This window comes from Methanocorpusculum bavaricum DSM 4179, assembly GCF_000430905.1.
Lineage (GTDB): Archaea > Halobacteriota > Methanomicrobia > Methanomicrobiales > Methanocorpusculaceae > Methanocorpusculum > Methanocorpusculum parvum.
This window is the reverse complement of the sequence record NZ_KE387268.1, coordinates 21,034-35,818: the sequence shown is the minus strand read 5'-3', so window position 1 is coordinate 35,818 and position 14,785 is coordinate 21,034. Positions and strand designations below refer to the sequence as shown.

Annotated in this window: 19 protein-coding genes and 3 tRNA genes; 5 read left to right on the top strand and 17 right to left on the bottom strand. The window is 51.2% G+C overall.

Annotated elements, in window-relative coordinates:
- Position 1: 1 nt before the first annotated feature.
- The 14 genes from eno to H575_RS06620 all read right to left on the bottom strand — a co-directional run bounded on the left by eno (position 2) and on the right by H575_RS06620 (position 6,506).
- Positions 2–1,201, bottom strand: a complete 1,200-nt coding sequence (eno, locus tag H575_RS06680; protein WP_042699831.1) for a phosphopyruvate hydratase — start codon at positions 1,199–1,201, stop codon at positions 2–4.
- Between the two features lie 2 nt (positions 1,202–1,203).
- A complete protein-coding gene (locus tag H575_RS06675; protein WP_042699830.1) occupies positions 1,204–1,392 on the bottom strand; it encodes a DNA-directed RNA polymerase subunit K in 189 nt (62 codons plus the stop codon).
- A gap of 37 nt (positions 1,393–1,429) precedes the next feature.
- A tRNA-Pro gene (locus H575_RS06670) sits at positions 1,430–1,504 on the bottom strand.
- A gap of 16 nt (positions 1,505–1,520) precedes the next feature.
- A complete protein-coding gene (locus H575_RS09160) occupies positions 1,521–1,709 on the bottom strand; it encodes a DNA-directed RNA polymerase subunit N (RefSeq protein WP_081406697.1) in 189 nt (62 codons plus the stop codon).
- Positions 1,710–1,781: 72 nt separating this feature from the next.
- On the bottom strand, positions 1,782–2,180 hold the full coding sequence (locus H575_RS06665; protein ID WP_011833613.1) for a 30S ribosomal protein S9: 399 nt from the start codon (positions 2,178–2,180) through the stop codon (positions 1,782–1,784).
- 14 nt (positions 2,181–2,194) lie between these two features.
- The gene (locus tag H575_RS06660; protein ID WP_052320013.1) at positions 2,195–2,617 is read right to left on the bottom strand and encodes a 50S ribosomal protein L13; all 423 of its coding nucleotides are present in this window, start codon (positions 2,615–2,617) and stop codon (positions 2,195–2,197) included.
- Between the two features lie 7 nt (positions 2,618–2,624).
- Positions 2,625–2,978, bottom strand: a complete 354-nt coding sequence (locus H575_RS06655; protein WP_011833615.1) for a 50S ribosomal protein L18e — start codon at positions 2,976–2,978, stop codon at positions 2,625–2,627.
- Positions 2,979–3,806: a DNA-directed RNA polymerase subunit D gene (locus H575_RS06650; protein ID WP_042699825.1), complete on the bottom strand. Its 828-nt coding sequence runs from the start codon at positions 3,804–3,806 to the stop codon at positions 2,979–2,981.
- Positions 3,807–4,202, bottom strand: a complete 396-nt coding sequence (locus H575_RS06645) for a 30S ribosomal protein S11 (RefSeq protein ID WP_042699821.1) — start codon at positions 4,200–4,202, stop codon at positions 3,807–3,809.
- A 2-nt stretch (positions 4,203–4,204) separates the two neighbouring features.
- Positions 4,205–4,750 (bottom strand): 30S ribosomal protein S4, encoded by a 546-nt coding sequence (locus H575_RS06640; RefSeq protein WP_042699818.1) that lies wholly within the window; start codon positions 4,748–4,750, stop codon positions 4,205–4,207.
- A gap of 13 nt (positions 4,751–4,763) precedes the next feature.
- Entirely contained in the window at positions 4,764–5,216 is a 453-nt protein-coding gene (locus H575_RS06635; protein ID WP_042699816.1) for a 30S ribosomal protein S13, read from the bottom strand.
- Positions 5,217–5,290: 74 nt separating this feature from the next.
- Positions 5,291–5,375, bottom strand: a tRNA-Ser gene (locus tag H575_RS06630).
- A 184-nt stretch (positions 5,376–5,559) separates the two neighbouring features.
- Positions 5,560–5,832 carry a DNA-directed RNA polymerase subunit L gene (locus H575_RS06625; RefSeq protein WP_042699813.1) on the bottom strand — a complete coding sequence of 91 codons (273 nt, stop codon included), beginning with the start codon at positions 5,830–5,832 and terminating at the stop codon, positions 5,560–5,562.
- A 59-nt stretch (positions 5,833–5,891) separates the two neighbouring features.
- Entirely contained in the window at positions 5,892–6,506 is a 615-nt protein-coding gene (locus tag H575_RS06620; protein ID WP_042699810.1) for a translation initiation factor IF-2 subunit beta, read from the bottom strand.
- Between the two features lie 203 nt (positions 6,507–6,709).
- On the opposite strand from H575_RS06620, the gene H575_RS06615 reads away from it, so the two are divergent.
- On the top strand, positions 6,710–7,873 hold the full coding sequence (locus tag H575_RS06615) for an archaellin/type IV pilin N-terminal domain-containing protein (RefSeq protein ID WP_042699807.1): 1,164 nt from the start codon (positions 6,710–6,712) through the stop codon (positions 7,871–7,873).
- A gap of 23 nt (positions 7,874–7,896) precedes the next feature.
- Here the strand turns inward: H575_RS06615 and H575_RS06610 are convergent, their stop codons facing one another.
- The 3 genes from H575_RS06610 to H575_RS06600 are packed head-to-tail and all read right to left on the bottom strand — an operon-like array spanning position 7,897 to position 10,971.
- A complete protein-coding gene (locus tag H575_RS06610) occupies positions 7,897–9,114 on the bottom strand; it encodes a phosphoglycerate kinase (RefSeq protein WP_042699804.1) in 1,218 nt (405 codons plus the stop codon).
- Positions 9,115–9,157: 43 nt separating this feature from the next.
- Positions 9,158–10,222, bottom strand: a complete 1,065-nt coding sequence (gene priL / locus H575_RS06605; RefSeq protein ID WP_052320002.1) for a DNA primase regulatory subunit PriL — start codon at positions 10,220–10,222, stop codon at positions 9,158–9,160.
- Positions 10,223–10,227: 5 nt separating this feature from the next.
- Positions 10,228–10,971, bottom strand: a complete 744-nt coding sequence (locus tag H575_RS06600; RefSeq protein WP_042699802.1) for a DNA polymerase sliding clamp — start codon at positions 10,969–10,971, stop codon at positions 10,228–10,230.
- Between the two features lie 105 nt (positions 10,972–11,076).
- Here H575_RS06600 and H575_RS06595 point away from each other — a divergent pair, with 105 nt between their 5' ends.
- From H575_RS06595 to H575_RS06580, 4 genes are all read left to right on the top strand, one after another.
- The gene (locus H575_RS06595; protein WP_042699799.1) at positions 11,077–11,688 is read left to right on the top strand and encodes an RlmE family RNA methyltransferase; all 612 of its coding nucleotides are present in this window, start codon (positions 11,077–11,079) and stop codon (positions 11,686–11,688) included.
- Positions 11,663–12,628 (top strand): GTP 3',8-cyclase MoaA, encoded by a 966-nt coding sequence (gene moaA, locus H575_RS06590; protein WP_042699796.1) that lies wholly within the window; start codon positions 11,663–11,665, stop codon positions 12,626–12,628. Before H575_RS06595 ends, moaA begins: the two co-directional genes overlap by 26 nt.
- A gap of 187 nt (positions 12,629–12,815) precedes the next feature.
- Positions 12,816–14,504, top strand: a complete 1,689-nt coding sequence (locus H575_RS06585; protein WP_042699793.1) for an AMP-binding protein — start codon at positions 12,816–12,818, stop codon at positions 14,502–14,504.
- A gap of 170 nt (positions 14,505–14,674) precedes the next feature.
- Positions 14,675–14,759: transfer RNA gene (locus H575_RS06580), tRNA-Leu, on the top strand.
- The last annotated feature ends 26 nt before the right edge of the window (positions 14,760–14,785 follow it).

Genomic DNA, 14,785 nt, shown 5'->3' with positions numbered 1-14,785 from the left:
TTTAGAAATGCTCCTCAATTCTTATAAGTTCATTTAATTTAGCAATGCGCTCTCCGCCGACAACACCGCTCTTCATAAAGCAGCAGCCGAATGCTGTTGCGAGATGTGCGATGGTATTGTCGGTCGTTTCACCGGATCGGTGGCTCATGACCGATTCATACCCGTAATCACGGGCGAGACTGATCGTTTCGAAGGTATCTGTCAGCGTACCGATCTGATTTGGTTTGATCAGGATACAGTTGCAGGCATCATTTCTGATACCTTCTTCCAGACGGACAACATTCGTAACGAACAGGTCGTCGCCGCAGATAAGGGTGTCACGGCCGGAAACTTCCTCGGTGATACGTGCAAACCCTTCGAAATCTTCTTCCTGGATCGGGTCTTCGACATAAAGCAGGTTATAGGTCTCGGTCAGGTCTGCAATGTATGCAATCTGCTCCTCAGTAGTTCGCTTTGCATTCTTATAGACGTATCTCCCGCTTGCAGCATCCCACATCTCTGACGCGGCAACATCAAGACCCATGCGGACTTCAATGCCGGTCTCGTCAAAGACTTTGGTGGTAGCTTCGTTCACGATTTCAAAGGCTTCAAGGTCAGCGATGTGCGGAGCCCATGCCCCCTCGTCACCCTTTCCACAGCCTTTGCCGCGCGCAATAAGGATCTCTTTGATGCGTTTGTGGACGAGTGCGTTCGTGAATACAGCCTCGGCTGCAGAAGATGCGCCGGTCGGTATGATCAGAAACTCCTGGATATCGGTCGCGTCAACTGCGTGGGCGCCGCCGCCGATAACATTGCCTAACGGCAGAGGGGTCTGGGAAATGAATGCGCCGCCAAGATACTGGTAGAGTTCCATGTTGAGGGAACTTGCAGCTGCTTTTGCATTCGCAAGTGAAAGAGCAACGGCGATGTTGGCGCCGATCCCGGAAAGGTCAGACGTTCCGTCGATCTCATGAAGGGTCTCATCAAATCCGCGCTGGTCGGCCGAGTCAAGTTCGATAAGTTTCGGGATCAGATGTTCCCTGGCTTCAAAAACAGCCTCGTCAGATGGACGGACTTTTGCCTCGTAGATGCCGGTCGAGGCTCCGCTCGGAGCGCATGCGCGGCCAAAGCCGCCGGAGATCGTGGAAATCTCGGCTTCGACGGTTGGATTTCCGCGCGAGTCGAGAATTGTCCGAAGTAAAATGTCAGCAATTTCAGTCATACTTACAGCACCTCTGACCGGACACCGAACTGGCGTTTCACCGTTATCGGGACCCGATCAGCGTCGAACTCCTCAAGTGCAATTTCAAGAGGATCAATCTTTGCAGTTTTCACGAGAACCGGAGCTCCCATGGAAATCTGTAAAGCACGCGCCCCGACGATACGGGCGCGTTCATAACGTGTATATGTCATAGAAAATCACATCCACAAATAAGAGAGAATGGAAAAATGGGGTCGCTGAGATTCGAACTCAGGTCACTACGTCCCGAACGTAATAGGATGGTCCAGGCTACCCTACGACCCCGCAATTCATTCATGTCTCACGTGTACGGATACAACTCATCAACAGTCTCTTTGTGAGAGATAAGCATTCTTCTGCAGCAGTATCGGTCTAACCCGAGTGAATCAAGAATCTCTTTGGGATCCTCGCCTGCAGCTTTTCTCTGTTGATATTCTTCCCATACAGTAGAAATTACTTTTCCACAGGTGAAACATCGAACTGGTATCATAAGTTATCTTTACGTCCTTATTAAATTGTTGATATGTGGGGTTGCCCCCGCATATATTCTGTATGCTGTGCCTTAACGATAAGACTTCTGGAACCGTGCACGGGCACCGCGTCCATGGGGCTTTTTCGCTTCCTTCTGACGGGAGTCGTTGACCAGGAGAGTTCTGTCGTAAGAAAGGTACACTTCCTTGATCTTCGGGTCATTGGTCCAGGAAAGGATACCGCGGCCAAGTGCCGTGCGGATTGCCTCTGCCTGTCCCATGACGCCTCCGCCGGAGACATCAATATCAACATCGACATTGTCGATGGATCCTGGTGCAAGTGCAAGTGCCTCGGAGATCTTCATACGGATGATCTCGTTGCCGTACACTTCAAGAGGGACAGAGTTGATTCTAACTCTGCCTTTTCCCTCGCGAAGGGTGGCGCGGGCAATTGCGGTCTTTCTTTTTCCACTGGTGTTAATAATTTTCATCTTAGATCACCTGTTTAGAATTTTGCTCCAAGGTTTTTGCTGATCTCGCCAACAGAGATGTATCTGGCTCCGCTCAGCCGTTTCCGGTGTGCGTCTTCCAGAACTTCTGCCTCTACGTCTTTGAATTCGTAAGGAACTCCGACGTATGCTTTGACACGGCGGAAAGCTGCTGCTCCCGGCCGGGTCTTGTAGGGGATCATTCCACGGATCGTGCGTTTTACAAGGTGATCCGGGCGTCTTGGGAAGAATGGACCTCCCTCAACGGATCCGCGAACACGAGTTACCTGGTATTCGTTTAAGACCATTGCACGGGCACCGGATACGATGACCTTCTCGGCATTGATGATTGCAATCTCCTCACCGGCGAGGATGCGGGTTGCAACGATACTGGAAAGTCTTCCAAGAAGGAGATTTTCTCCATCAATAACTGTTACCATATTCATCTCACCTCAGGATCCTTACGCGGCTTCCTTTCGGATTTGCAGCAACAAGCTCTTCGATTGTCATGCAGGTGCCTTTTGCTTCAGTTATTTTCTCACGGGCAGCATCGGAGAAGTTGAGAGCTGCAACTGATACTGAAGTACCAATTACACCTGCTGCGAGCACTTTGCCCGGAACCAGGATGATCTCATTCTCGTTTGCATAGCGGTTGATTTTACCGACGTTCACTTCTGCCTGATTCTTGCTGGACGTGTTCAGACGGCCGGCAATCTCACGCCAGATGTTTGCCTCGTTCTCCCGGGATGCGCGTTTAAGCATCATGATTAAGGATTCGAGACGTGGGTTAGTTTTATTCATTTACAGTCCCTCCTGTAATGCTTCAATCAGATCTGAAGATCGTGATTTGATATGCAGCAGTGCTCTTTCAATGATCTCTTTCACCGGTAAGGACCCGTCGCTTTCAACAACGAAGATGAACTTCGTGCTGTCTGCACCAATAATAATGGCCGGGTCCTCGCCGATGCCGCTGTCCATACATGCAGTCTCACAGAGACGGCATAACGAACAGTCTTTTTCCTTGCTTTCGCCGTTTACAACACGGATGCTTACGGTATCTTTCGTGAGTTCCAGAACGTCGCGGGGACATTCAGAAACACATTTTCCGCAGCCGTCACAGGTATCTTTAATGGTGATGACCGGATACTCAGAGTAGCCGCAGGCAAGAGTCGGCTGCCATTTGGCATGCTCTTTCCCGTAGTTTACTTCTGCCACTGCTTCTAAGACGACCTTCTGATTTTCCCAAAGTTTGACGATCGGGATGTTGTTGTGGACCGGAACGGTGTTTTCGTCCATGGAGATAAGATCACCGGAGGTGACCATCTTCGGGCCTTCAACACTCAGAGTGAACATCACAGTGCAGTGAGGACATCCCGCGCCGCCGCAGGAACATTCGCTTCTTGGAACATACTGCGAGAGATCGGTCTTGATCGGGATGAGTCCCATTCTGTGTGCCAGCATCTCATCAAAGAGAACACTGGTATTGTCATAGATACGGATATCTTCGATGGCGAGGGTTGGCACCTCACCGATCATCGAGCGACGAAGTGCGTTGGCGAATGCAGGAGTCGCTCCGTGAATAGTAAAACGTGCGACAGAGTCATCGAGCCTGCTGAATACCAGATCCATTCAGACTCTCCTGCCCCTTCTGCCACCTTTAGCACGAATGCTGTCGTGTGGTACCGGAGTTACGTCTTCGATTCTGCCGATGCGCATACCTGCACGTGAAAGTGCACGGATTGCAGCCTGGGCGCCGGGCCCCGGTGACCGCTGTCTGCCGTTTCCGGGAGCGCGAACACGGATGTGAAGTCCGGTGATACCTTTGTCCTTTGATGCCTGGGCAATGTTGATCGCCATCTGCATTGCTGCATAAGGCGAAGACTCATTGCGGGCCTGCTTAACGACCATACCGCCGCTTGACTTGCAGACGGTTTCTGCGCCTGAAAGATCGGTGACGGTGATGATGGTGTTGTTGAATGAGGCAAAGATGTGGGCAATGCCCCATTTTTCAGTTGCTTCTGCCATGATTATGCCCTCTGATTCATGATACGCTGACGTTCACCGTTGGCTTCATCAACAAGACTGGAGGTTGCATAGTACATAACTCCTGCTTCTTCCGCGATCGGAACCATGTAGCTTGGAACACTGACACGCTGTCCATTGATGGCAATGTGTCCGTGGGTGATAAGCTGACGAGCCTGTTTCGGGCTGCGTGCAAGACCTTTGCGGTAGACGATCGTCTGAAGACGGCGCTCAAGGACATCTTCCACCTTTAAAGACAGAATGTTATCCATTGATGCATCCGGACCAATAAGTCCATAGCGCTGGAGCGTGGCGACGAGTTCGTCACGGCGGGCAATAGTCTTTGGTGCTTCACCGACAGAGGAGGTCATTGCAAGAACTTCTCGAGCGCCCCCTCTGTGTTTTCTGAGGACTTCGGTGGCTCTCCAGATCTCGCGTTTGTTACGCAGACCATAGGTGATCGCAAGGGTGCGTTCTGATTCAATACGTGACTTCTCGAAGCGGCGCTTCGGGGAAGAGTACTGTTTGGTGTTCTTTCCTGGGTATCCCATTTAAATCACCTGATTAGTTCCGCCTCTTGGAGACACCGACGATCTTTCCAAATCTGCCGGTTGCTTTAGTACGCTGTCCGCGAACTTTGAGACCATTCTCATGACGGATACCGCGGTAACACCGCATCTTCTTCATGAGGTTGATGTCATCATCCTTCGCAAGGGAAAGGTCGCTGCCGTAGAGGTGTTTCGGTTCTCCCGAATACACATCCACCGGGCGGTTGACCATCCATTTTGGCACTGAGGCAGGATATGCTTTAACCTGCTCTTCAATCGCGGCCACATCGTCATCGCCTAAGAGACCCATGGTAGCACGGACATCAACGCCGGCTCGGCGGGCAATGACAAGTGCGGCATGGAGGCCGATGCCCTTAATTCCCGTCAGCGCAAGCTGAACAGGCTGGGTACCGTCCAGATCAGTGTTAATGATCCGCACAAAATATTTTAATTCTGACTCTTCAACCATTTTTTCGCCTCTCTTTTGGAGAGTTTAGTCTAAATTTGAAACACACAAAATGTGTGTGTGTTGCGTACGTTAAGCGCAGACGGAGGGATTTGAACCCTCGAGTCCCAGGGGGACACAGGTTTAGCAAACCTGCGCCATACCAGGCTTGGCTACGTCTACAGAGAACTCCGCATCTTTCCTTCCGACGAATCGGAAGGCTGCACAAAACCCATGTTGAATCGTATGCAGATCGACACTCGCAGTATGCCAGATACTGCTCCACTAAACTGAGTGCTCTATTATGTAAGGGTTAGAGCAATATAATACTTCGCCTATTCCCTTGAGAGAGGGAAGGAAAAAAGTATTAGTTTTTCAGACAGGCAAGAAGAGCGTCGCAACGGTCAACCATATGCTGTGCGGCTTCACGGATAACGGTGATCGGGTCTTTTGCAGATCCGGGTTTCATGGTGACAAACAGTTCCGGGTCGGAGAACTGGTATTTGATCACATATTTGGCAACATCCACTTCCGGATCTGCAAGGATCTCATCCACCAATGCGTTGACCATGGTATGCCCCTCACCTTCCAGGGTGATCCGTATTTTATCCTTCTCAAGCTCGATAATCTTCAGCTTCATTCCCTTATAGATTCGCTCGGCGACACTATATAATTGTGGGGTAGGCGGTAAAAAAAAGGTTAGAGGATTTTCTGTGTGAAGGCAACCTGACCGGAGATCCTGGTTATGCGCACTTTCACATTCTGGCCGGCCTTGGTTCCGGCAACATACAGGATATATTTCCCGATTCTTGCAACGCCGTCGCCTTTCTTACTGATAGACTCGATATGGACCTCAAGTTCCTTACCCTCCTCAATAGCAGGACCCTGCACCTCGGTCTTTGCTTTTCGTTTCCGGATCGGCCGCTTTGATCCGCACGCTTCACAAAGAAGCATCAATACGCGGTCATCTTTCACAAGTTTCGTGTCAGGCCGGCCGCACTCGGAACAGATGACGTAATCGCCGACATACGTATCAACGATCGCATCGAACTGAGCCTGCTCGAACTTTCCATTGAAGACCGCGCGGTTTCCGTCGATCTTTCCGGCAGTACCGAGCTCACCTAAAATGAACTTCATGAAATGATCCTTATCGCGGTTGAGTGAATCGATAATATCAGAAAAGTTCTCAAGAACCGTCGTTTTACCCTCGATATAGATCTTCGCCTTCGGCATAACAAACCGTTCGCCCGTCTCCGTAGGCTCGCCCATCCCGGAATACGCGGTCTTTAACATATCTTCGTATGACTGCACCATAATACTTAGACATTGGTCGTAAGAACATATAGGTCTGATGCAGACGGGAAAACCGACCCATGGCATTTGAATCGCGCCGTGCCATAATATTTTGTCAAATACGAAGAGGGGGAAGAGAAAAAAGCGGGCCCGAACACAGAAAGACTTTTGTCATTTCAAAAAAGGAGGTACAGTACAATAACATCTGCGTTTGGAATTTTTTCATGATACAGAGAGTTGAGTCCGGCATATCCCCGATAATCAGCGTCATACTGCTCATATTTTTAACTCTGGTTCTGGTCGGAGCAGCAGCACTGGTATTTTTCAGTTTCGCCGGCGATACCGCGGATGCAAAACACACCTATCTTACTGCCGAAGCGACAGGCAGCAGCATTGACCCCCTCTTGATCCATCTCTGGAAAACTGACGAGGGATCCGCCCTGAAATCAGTATATGTTTCGGTCAGCACACCTGCCGGCATATCCGTCGGGACACCCTGCCCGGAGCAGGAAAGATATATTGAAGGATGCAGCATCCCAATCAGATTCGATATCGGATTTCCTAAAGGCAGCTACCCGATGACCGTGACCGGCGTCTTTGATGACGGGAGCGAGCAGGTTCTCTGCATCAGGACCATGACCCTGGAAGCTGAGGGACAAAAGATACAGGAAGTAAGTACAGAAAAGCTGATCCTGGTTGCAGAATATCGCAGCTGGAAACCAAATCAGATTTATCTGACCGACACAACACCCTACACAAATAGAAGTAACGTTTCCTACTGGATGCTTGACTTGGGATATACCGGAGCCGTCACACAGATATTATTCGAACCGCTTGTTGGTGTTGAGTATACATACCCCTTAGAGGTATTCACCAGCCCGGAACAAGACTTTCTGATCACATATACGGCATATTATACCGACGGGAAAACCAAAACCACCATCCGGAAAACAATACGGCTCCATACAAGCGAACAGGAAGATGAAATCGGAGAATTCATCGGAAATTATAAGATCGGGGGAGAATCCCTCCAGGGAACAGGAGATTCCACACATCACATACCGCTGATTGGAACAACATCCGCCGAGATATGGAGAGAGGATATTGCCGGGAGATATATCATAGTGGACGGACATAACGTCCCTGCTCTTCAGATCAATCTTAATTCACCTAAAAATGGAGCATATTCAGTGACCGTCATCTGCGATACCGAATTCCGCGTGGGCAGTACCGCATATTTTGCGAGCGGTGAGACCTATGAAGGAAATCTGTCGACATTCTACCCGAATACGGCAAACAAATCCTCAATAACCGCCACCCTCAGCGTATATGACATAAACAAAACAAAACTTGCCGAACAGACAACCCTCATCATCATACGGGAATAAAAAAGGAGGAGAAAAAGAGCCGCTCAGTTGCCAAACTTCTTCCAGGACTCTTCGAGCGCAGCGATCGCCGGAAGTTTCTTTCCTGTCAAAAACTCGATACATGCGCCCCCGCCGGTTGAAAGATGAGAGTATTGGGGCTCAAGACCCAGCTGCTCGATGACCGCCGCCGTATGTCCTCCCCCGCAGACAGAAAATTCCGCATTTGCCGCTGCACGAAGCAGTTCAAAGGTCCCGGATGCAAACTTTGCCTCCTCAAAAACACCGGCCGGACCATTAAACACGATCGAACCGGACGCCGCAAGTTCCCGGGAAAACTGCACGATCGAATCCGTACCCATATCCAGGATCGGACAGTCCTTTGGAATCGTGAGAATAGGATACTCTTTGCGCTCATCCTGCTCTTTCACTGCCACATACTCCGGCAGCAGGACCTTATCCGGATACGAATCAAGTATCACCTTCGCTTTAGCGACCTCACCGTCATACCCGAGAGTGCGGATCAGATTTCGTGAAGGCTCGCCGATATCGATACCCTTTGCCAGATAAAACACATTGGCCACCACCCCGATGACGGCGATCTTGTCTGCTGTTTTATTCGCAAGCACATTTCCGGCCACCGCGATGGAATCATCGACCTTCGTTCCGCCCAGAACAAACGTCACCGGCCTGGGCGCCGAGGTGAACACTTTTGAAAGCATCGCGACCTCCTTTTCCATCAGAAGACCCGCCACCGTTTTCATCGCATAGGGCAGGCCCGTGATCGTCGGCTGCGACCGGTGCGCCGTGCCAAACGCATCATACACACAAAGATCGGCCATGGCCGCAAGTTTTCTCACAAGATGGGTCTTTGCCCCTTCTTCGGGTTTCAGACTCAGATTCTCCTCAGCAGAGAACCTGACATTCTCCAGCAGAACAACATCCCCGGGATGAGAATCATAAACTGCGCGCTTCGCGCAGCTGCCGATGATATCGTCCACATACGTGACCGGCATCCCTAAAAGCCGCTCCAGTTTATCAGCGTGGGCCGCGAGAGTCGTGAAATCCTTTTTACCCGGCCGGCTCTGGTGTGCGATGACCACAACGCGTGCGTCTTCCAGCGCCTGCAGAGTCGGAACATGTTCACGGAATCGTTTATCATCCAGGATAGTATTGGAGGAAGGATCTATAGGGGAGTTGAAATCCACACGGACAAGAACGGTTTTTCCGCGTGTTTCAATATCTGCAAGAGTCCCGAAGTTCATAGCAAAAAGATATGCTTTTCGTACCTATAAATACCCAGTGTCCTCAGTCTTCAGATGCTTCTTTTCCTAAATTCCCGCCGTCCAAACCCTCTGCTTTCTTTGCCGTCGCCTCATCCCTCATCCGCATCTTTTCCATCATCTTCTTTTTGGAGCGGTAATAATTCAGCGGGTGGGAAACCGACTCGCAGAGCCGGTCCTTATTCACACAGATTCCGTGCGTCAGCATTGTCGCGCAGGAAGGCGTGGTATACTCATTCGTCAGGATATGATCGACCTGATAATTCGTCATATCAGGATTATAATCCGGACTCCGCGCAAAGATCCCGCCGATCTGTTCATTGTTCATCCCCACATTATGCAGAAACGCCGTCATCGAAAACCGCCCCGAATGGGTCAGATTCACCCCGGCAGCCGCAGCGGAGATCAGCGACTGGATACAGGGAGGATACGCCGACTCATCGATCGCCCCAAACTCGGCAAGGGTCCGTTCCTGCACTGCCGAGAGGATCTTATCGCTCCACGGCAGATACTCTCGCAAGATCGGCTCGGGGATGTCGAGCGGCAGGCCGCAAGAAAGGATGTTTCGGATCCTTTCGGCGATCAAAACATCCATCTCATCTGCAGAAACCTTCACGCGCCCGGCCAGCACATCACGATTGATCAGCCGCCACTTCGCATCACGCACACGGGATGCAAGCTCCACATACCGGATCACAGCGAGCGATCCGTCACCGGTCTCAAGACCGAGTTCCTCACACACCCGTTTTTTCAGAAGCTGATTCTCCTCGGCATGAAAATACGCATAGACCCGGGCAGCCTCCATCCTGCAGAGCCGGTCGATCGTCCGCTTGTCTTTCGTACAGGATACGAGGACCCGTGCCAAAACATAGGTGATGATATCGGAGACCACATCATCTTCCGACTCAGGATAGACGGTTTTTCCGTTAAGTGCGAGCATGATCCGGTCGGCCGCACGGTCAAGATAGGAACAGCCGGTCGTCGAGCCGGAAAGACCGGCCATTTTGATTCCGCGGGACGCAAGCAGCCCCTGTGCTTCAGGTAAAAAAGGATAGTGAGCCAGATCGCGCTTTTCAACGGACGTACGCATAACGGTTAATCTGCCTCGATCCTCGGAGCAAGAAGATAGCCCACACTTCCTTTGCCGCCTGCATAGACGAAGGAAAACTGGACAGGATGATCAGTCCCCAGACGGATCTGCACCTTGTCCGCACGGCTGATGGATTTGCCCATATCCTTCAGATAGTCCAGAGAGAACAGGGATTTTGCATCGGCACAGGTGATATAATGGACATCTTCGCCGGCAAGCTCGCGTTTGATCCGGTCGGAGTCACCGTCGGCATTCATCGTAAAAACGCAGGTCTCGGCAGAAACGGCAAGGGAGATCTTATCAGAAACCATCGCTGATGCCTTGATCGCATCATAGAACATGATGCCCGGTATCTCGAAGGTGGCAGGGAGGTTCAGGTTCGGCGCGTTCGGGTCTTTTCTGATGGTCTTTGTATCGAGGAGGGTTATTGAATATTCATACCCGCCGAAGCTGATCTTAAGTTTTTTGCCTGAGTCATCAAGTTCAAGAGAGACGATATCCGTCTTGCCGATCATCGACATCATCGATCTGATCTTTTCTATATCGAGACCTATTTCACAGGGTTCTGCCGCAAATGTGAGAAACGCCGACGCAGAGAGCTCTAATGAAACCATGGCCACATTGGACGTATCCACCGTGATCGTTCTGATTCCCTTCTCGTCAACGTGAAGACGGCATTCGTTTACCAGTGCTGAGACCGCATCGATGGTCTCCCGGAAAATATCTGCTTCGATTGTTGCTTTTAACATCAGTATAACCCCTTGACACACTCTCTTATACCAGCGTGACAAACTTTAATAGTATAATTATATCCGCGCTCATATAAGATATACGTTAAGTTGGGAGGAAAACACATGGGATCACAATGGACAAAAGATAATGTATATAGAAAAGCCATGCGGGATGGATATAGGGCCCGCTCGGCATACAAACTCATCGATATCAATGAACGATTCAACGTTATCCGGAACACGGACAATGTGGTGGATCTCGGCGCGGCCCCGGGAAGCTGGCTTCAGGTCTTAAAAACGATGACCGAAGGTCAGCTCTGCGGAGTTGACCTGAACCCGATCATCTCACTGGAAAATGTCATAACCATCACCGGAGATTTCACCGATCCGGCCGTTCAGGCAAAGGTCAGAGAAGCGATGCCGCTTGTGAATGTGGTGGTCTGCGATGCCTCACCCCACCTTTCCGGAGCAAAATCCTATGACCAGGCACGGGTCATGGGTCTGAACGAGGAAGCCCTCAACTTTGCCTCCACCCTGCTCAAACAGGGAGGGAATCTGGTCATGAAATCCTTCCAGGGTTCGGACTTCAACGAGCTTCTTGAACTGGTGAAAGAGAAGTTCTACTCGGTGCGGGTCATCCGTTCCACGGCGACCCGCCGGGGAAGTACCGAATGTTATATCATTGCAAAGAACTTCATTGGGGAAGGAAATGACGACAGAAAGAGACGCGAGTGAGATCCTAACTGACTCATACAACCGAACGATTTCAAATGTCAGGATAGCCGTGACCAGCGCGTGTGATCTCCGGTGTATCTACTGCCACAGAGAGGGGGAGGGGGACAACGGATGTACGCGGGATGAACGGACCTCCCAGATGACCCAGGAAGAGATCGCGGAGCTTATCGGCGTTTTTGCCGAGCTTGGCGTCAGGACGATCAAACTCACCGGCGGAGAGCCGCTTCTCCGCCCCGATCTTCTGGATATCATCCGCTCCATTCCCCCCCACATCGAGTCGTCACTGACAACGAACGGGACCCATCTTGCGAAACTCGCAGATCAGCTGAAAGCAGCAGGTCTTTCCCGGGTGAATGTAAGTCTTGACACTATGGACCGGGAAACCTACAAAAAGATCACCGGGCGTGACCGGCTGAAGGATGTTCTTGACGGGATCGATGCGGCACTCGCGGCAGGTCTCACACCGGTAAAACTGAACATGGTCGTCTTAAAAGGTATGAACGATCAGGAGATCGATGAGTTCCTGGCCTTTGTGCGTGCACGCGGCGAGAATCTCATTCTGCAGATCATCGAACTCATGGATATCAACGGATGGACCGACGATATGGATCCTGCCGTCCATGGAAATGCTCAACTCGTTGCCGATCTTGAAAAAGAGTTCGCCAAACATTCCTCGCAGGTGACGACCCGCCATATGCACCACAGGAGAAAATATCTGGTGAACGGCGCTCTTGTTGAGGTCGTCAGGCCGATGCACAATCCGGAGTTTTGTGCAAACTGCAACCGGCTGAGGGTGACCTCGGACGGGCTATTGAAGCCCTGCCTTCTCAAAACCGGAAACGAGGTCTCTATCCGCGGGCTGCACGGAGACGAGCTCAAGGCGGCGATCGGCGCTGCAGTGAAAAACCGCAGTCCGTATTTTTGTCCAGAAGAGAGCTGAGCTCTTCTTCTCTGTTTTTTCCAAAATCCTCTGCACGTGACGGGTTGAAGATCCGACAGTCAATACCAATCCCCAGATGCTTACCGGTATCCAGTCTAAGAACTGACCCGCAAAAACTATGCCGAAACGCGTTTTTTCATCCATGCGTTAATTACGGGATAACGCAAATATCATTACAGATATCGCCATGACCGAAGAAAAAGGCAATATTGGAGACTACGAGGAAACCTACAAAACCTTCTCCATCGACGTCCCCAAACATTACAATTTTGCGTTTGACGTCATTGACGCCTGGGCAAAACGCGATCGCAACCATCTTGCGATGATATGGACCAACCAGGACGGTGAAGAAAAAAAGTTCACCTTCTGGGATCTGATGATCCACTCAAACGAAGCGGCCAATATCCTGATGAAGTTCGGCATCCAGAAAGGTGACCGTGTTCTTCTGATGCTGCCGCGTGTTCCCGAGTGGTGGATCCTGGTCCTGGGCATCATGAAGCTCGGCGCGGTGTTCAGCCCCTCGCCCCACATGCTTACTGTCAAAGATATCGCCTACCGTATGAAGGTCGGCGGATTTAAAATGGTCATCACCGACAGTGAGAATATGGCAAAGGTGGATGAGGTCGCGACCCAGTGCCCCCACCTTCAGCTGCGAATGACCGTGGATGATAAACCCGGCCAGAAACTTCCCGGCCAGTGGATCGGCTACCAGAACGAGCTCAAATACCCGGCGCCCGTCTCGACAAAACTGGTCAGTTCGACCGGACGCAAGGTCCTCTCGACCGACCCGATGCTGATCTACTTCACGTCAGGTACTACAAAAGACCCGAAGATGGTTCTTCACGATTATGCCCATCCGCTCGGACAGATCGTGACCGCAAAGTTCTGGCATGATCTCACGGAACATGACGTCCATTTCACCGTCTCGGATACCGGCTGGGCAAAATGCGGCTGGGGAAAGATCTACGGTCAGTGGATCTGCGGTGCCTGTATTTTCGTGTACGATTACCGCACGAAATTTCACGCGACCGAACTTCTCCCGCTCATCGAACGCTACGGGATCACCTCGTTCTGCGCGCCGCCGACGATCTACCGGATGCTGATCATCGCCGATCTGAAGAAGTTCTCGTTCTCTGAACTCAGGACATGCACAAGCGCCGGCGAACCGCTGAACCCCGAAGTCATCAGGATCTGGCGCGAGGGAACAGGCATCACGATCCGCGAAGGCTACGGACAGACCGAGACCTGCTGCTGTATTGCGACCCTGCCCGGAATGGAAGTAAAACAGGGATCGATGGGAAAACCCGTCCCCGGCTGGCACATCCAGCTCCAGGACGATGACGGACATGAAGTGGTGCAGGGAGATATCGGCAAGATCGCGGTCTCACTGAACCCGCGACCGGTCGGACTTATCAAGGAGTATCTGAACAATCCTGAAGAAAACGCTGCGATGTTCGTGAACGGCTGGTATTACACCGGAGACAAAGCACGTCTGGATGAGGACGGATACTTCTGGTTCGTCGGAAGAAATGATGATGTGATCAAAAGTTCCGGATACCGTATCTCCCCGTTCGAGGTGGAATCTACCCTCCTTGAGCACCCTGCAGTCAAAGAGAGCGCAGTCGTCGGATCGCCCGACGAGATCCGCGGCATGGTGATCAAGGCATTCATCGTTCTGCATTCCGGGTATCAGCCTACCGAGAAACTCGCCAAGGATATCCAGGAGTACGTGAAGCGGACGACCGCGCCGTACAAATATCCGCGTCTTATCGAGTTCGTTTCCGATCTGCCGAAGTCATTTTCGGGAAAGATCAAACGCGGCGAACTCCGCGAACGCGAGATGAAACGGTTCGAAGAGGAAAACACCGATCAGTAAGAAACAAACCAGCGGGCATTCGCGTGAGACGGATATTCCCCTGTCTTTTTTTCCCGGGACGGGGCGGTTCTCCGCGAATAAAACCGCATGTATATTTAGCAGAACGTCGAATATGTAAAAGCACGTCTGTGCAATGGCCCCTTTGTGAAGTCAAAGGAGTCTGATCACTTGCGAAGGTAGCCAAGCCAGGTTAAAGGCGCCAGCTTCAGGGGCTGGTCTCGTAGGAGTTCTGGGGTTCGAATCCCTTCCTTCGCACTGTTTTTTTAACACGTTCTTTAGCA

Excerpts from the sequence above, each read along its gene's own strand:
- eno (WP_042699831.1), bottom strand. The coding sequence starts at position 1,201 with ATGACTGAAATTGCTGACATTTTACTTCGGACAATTCTCGACTCGCGC.
- H575_RS06675 (WP_042699830.1), bottom strand. The coding sequence starts at position 1,392 with ATGACATATACACGTTATGAACGCGCCCGTATCGTCGGGGCGCGTGCT.
- H575_RS09160 (WP_081406697.1), bottom strand. The coding sequence starts at position 1,709 with ATGATACCAGTTCGATGTTTCACCTGTGGAAAAGTAATTTCTACTGTA.
- H575_RS06665 (WP_011833613.1), bottom strand. The coding sequence starts at position 2,180 with ATGAAAATTATTAACACCAGTGGAAAAAGAAAGACCGCAATTGCCCGC.
- H575_RS06660 (WP_052320013.1), bottom strand. The coding sequence starts at position 2,617 with ATGGTAACAGTTATTGATGGAGAAAATCTCCTTCTTGGAAGACTTTCC.
- H575_RS06655 (WP_011833615.1), bottom strand. The coding sequence starts at position 2,978 with ATGAATAAAACTAACCCACGTCTCGAATCCTTAATCATGATGCTTAAA.
- H575_RS06650 (WP_042699825.1), bottom strand. The coding sequence starts at position 3,806 with ATGGATCTGGTATTCAGCAGGCTCGATGACTCTGTCGCACGTTTTACT.
- H575_RS06645 (WP_042699821.1), bottom strand. The coding sequence starts at position 4,202 with ATGGCAGAAGCAACTGAAAAATGGGGCATTGCCCACATCTTTGCCTCA.
- H575_RS06640 (WP_042699818.1), bottom strand. The coding sequence starts at position 4,750 with ATGGGATACCCAGGAAAGAACACCAAACAGTACTCTTCCCCGAAGCGC.
- H575_RS06635 (WP_042699816.1), bottom strand. The coding sequence starts at position 5,216 with ATGGTTGAAGAGTCAGAATTAAAATATTTTGTGCGGATCATTAACACT.
- H575_RS06625 (WP_042699813.1), bottom strand. The coding sequence starts at position 5,832 with ATGAAGCTGAAGATTATCGAGCTTGAGAAGGATAAAATACGGATCACC.
- H575_RS06620 (WP_042699810.1), bottom strand. The coding sequence starts at position 6,506 with ATGGTGCAGTCATACGAAGATATGTTAAAGACCGCGTATTCCGGGATG.
- H575_RS06615 (WP_042699807.1), top strand. The coding sequence starts at position 6,710 with ATGATACAGAGAGTTGAGTCCGGCATATCCCCGATAATCAGCGTCATA.
- H575_RS06610 (WP_042699804.1), bottom strand. The coding sequence starts at position 9,114 with ATGAACTTCGGGACTCTTGCAGATATTGAAACACGCGGAAAAACCGTT.
- priL (WP_052320002.1), bottom strand. The coding sequence starts at position 10,222 with ATGCGTACGTCCGTTGAAAAGCGCGATCTGGCTCACTATCCTTTTTTA.
- H575_RS06600 (WP_042699802.1), bottom strand. The coding sequence starts at position 10,971 with ATGTTAAAAGCAACAATCGAAGCAGATATTTTCCGGGAGACCATCGAT.
- H575_RS06595 (WP_042699799.1), top strand. The coding sequence starts at position 11,077 with ATGGGATCACAATGGACAAAAGATAATGTATATAGAAAAGCCATGCGG.
- moaA (WP_042699796.1), top strand. The coding sequence starts at position 11,663 with ATGACGACAGAAAGAGACGCGAGTGAGATCCTAACTGACTCATACAAC.
- H575_RS06585 (WP_042699793.1), top strand. The coding sequence starts at position 12,816 with ATGACCGAAGAAAAAGGCAATATTGGAGACTACGAGGAAACCTACAAA.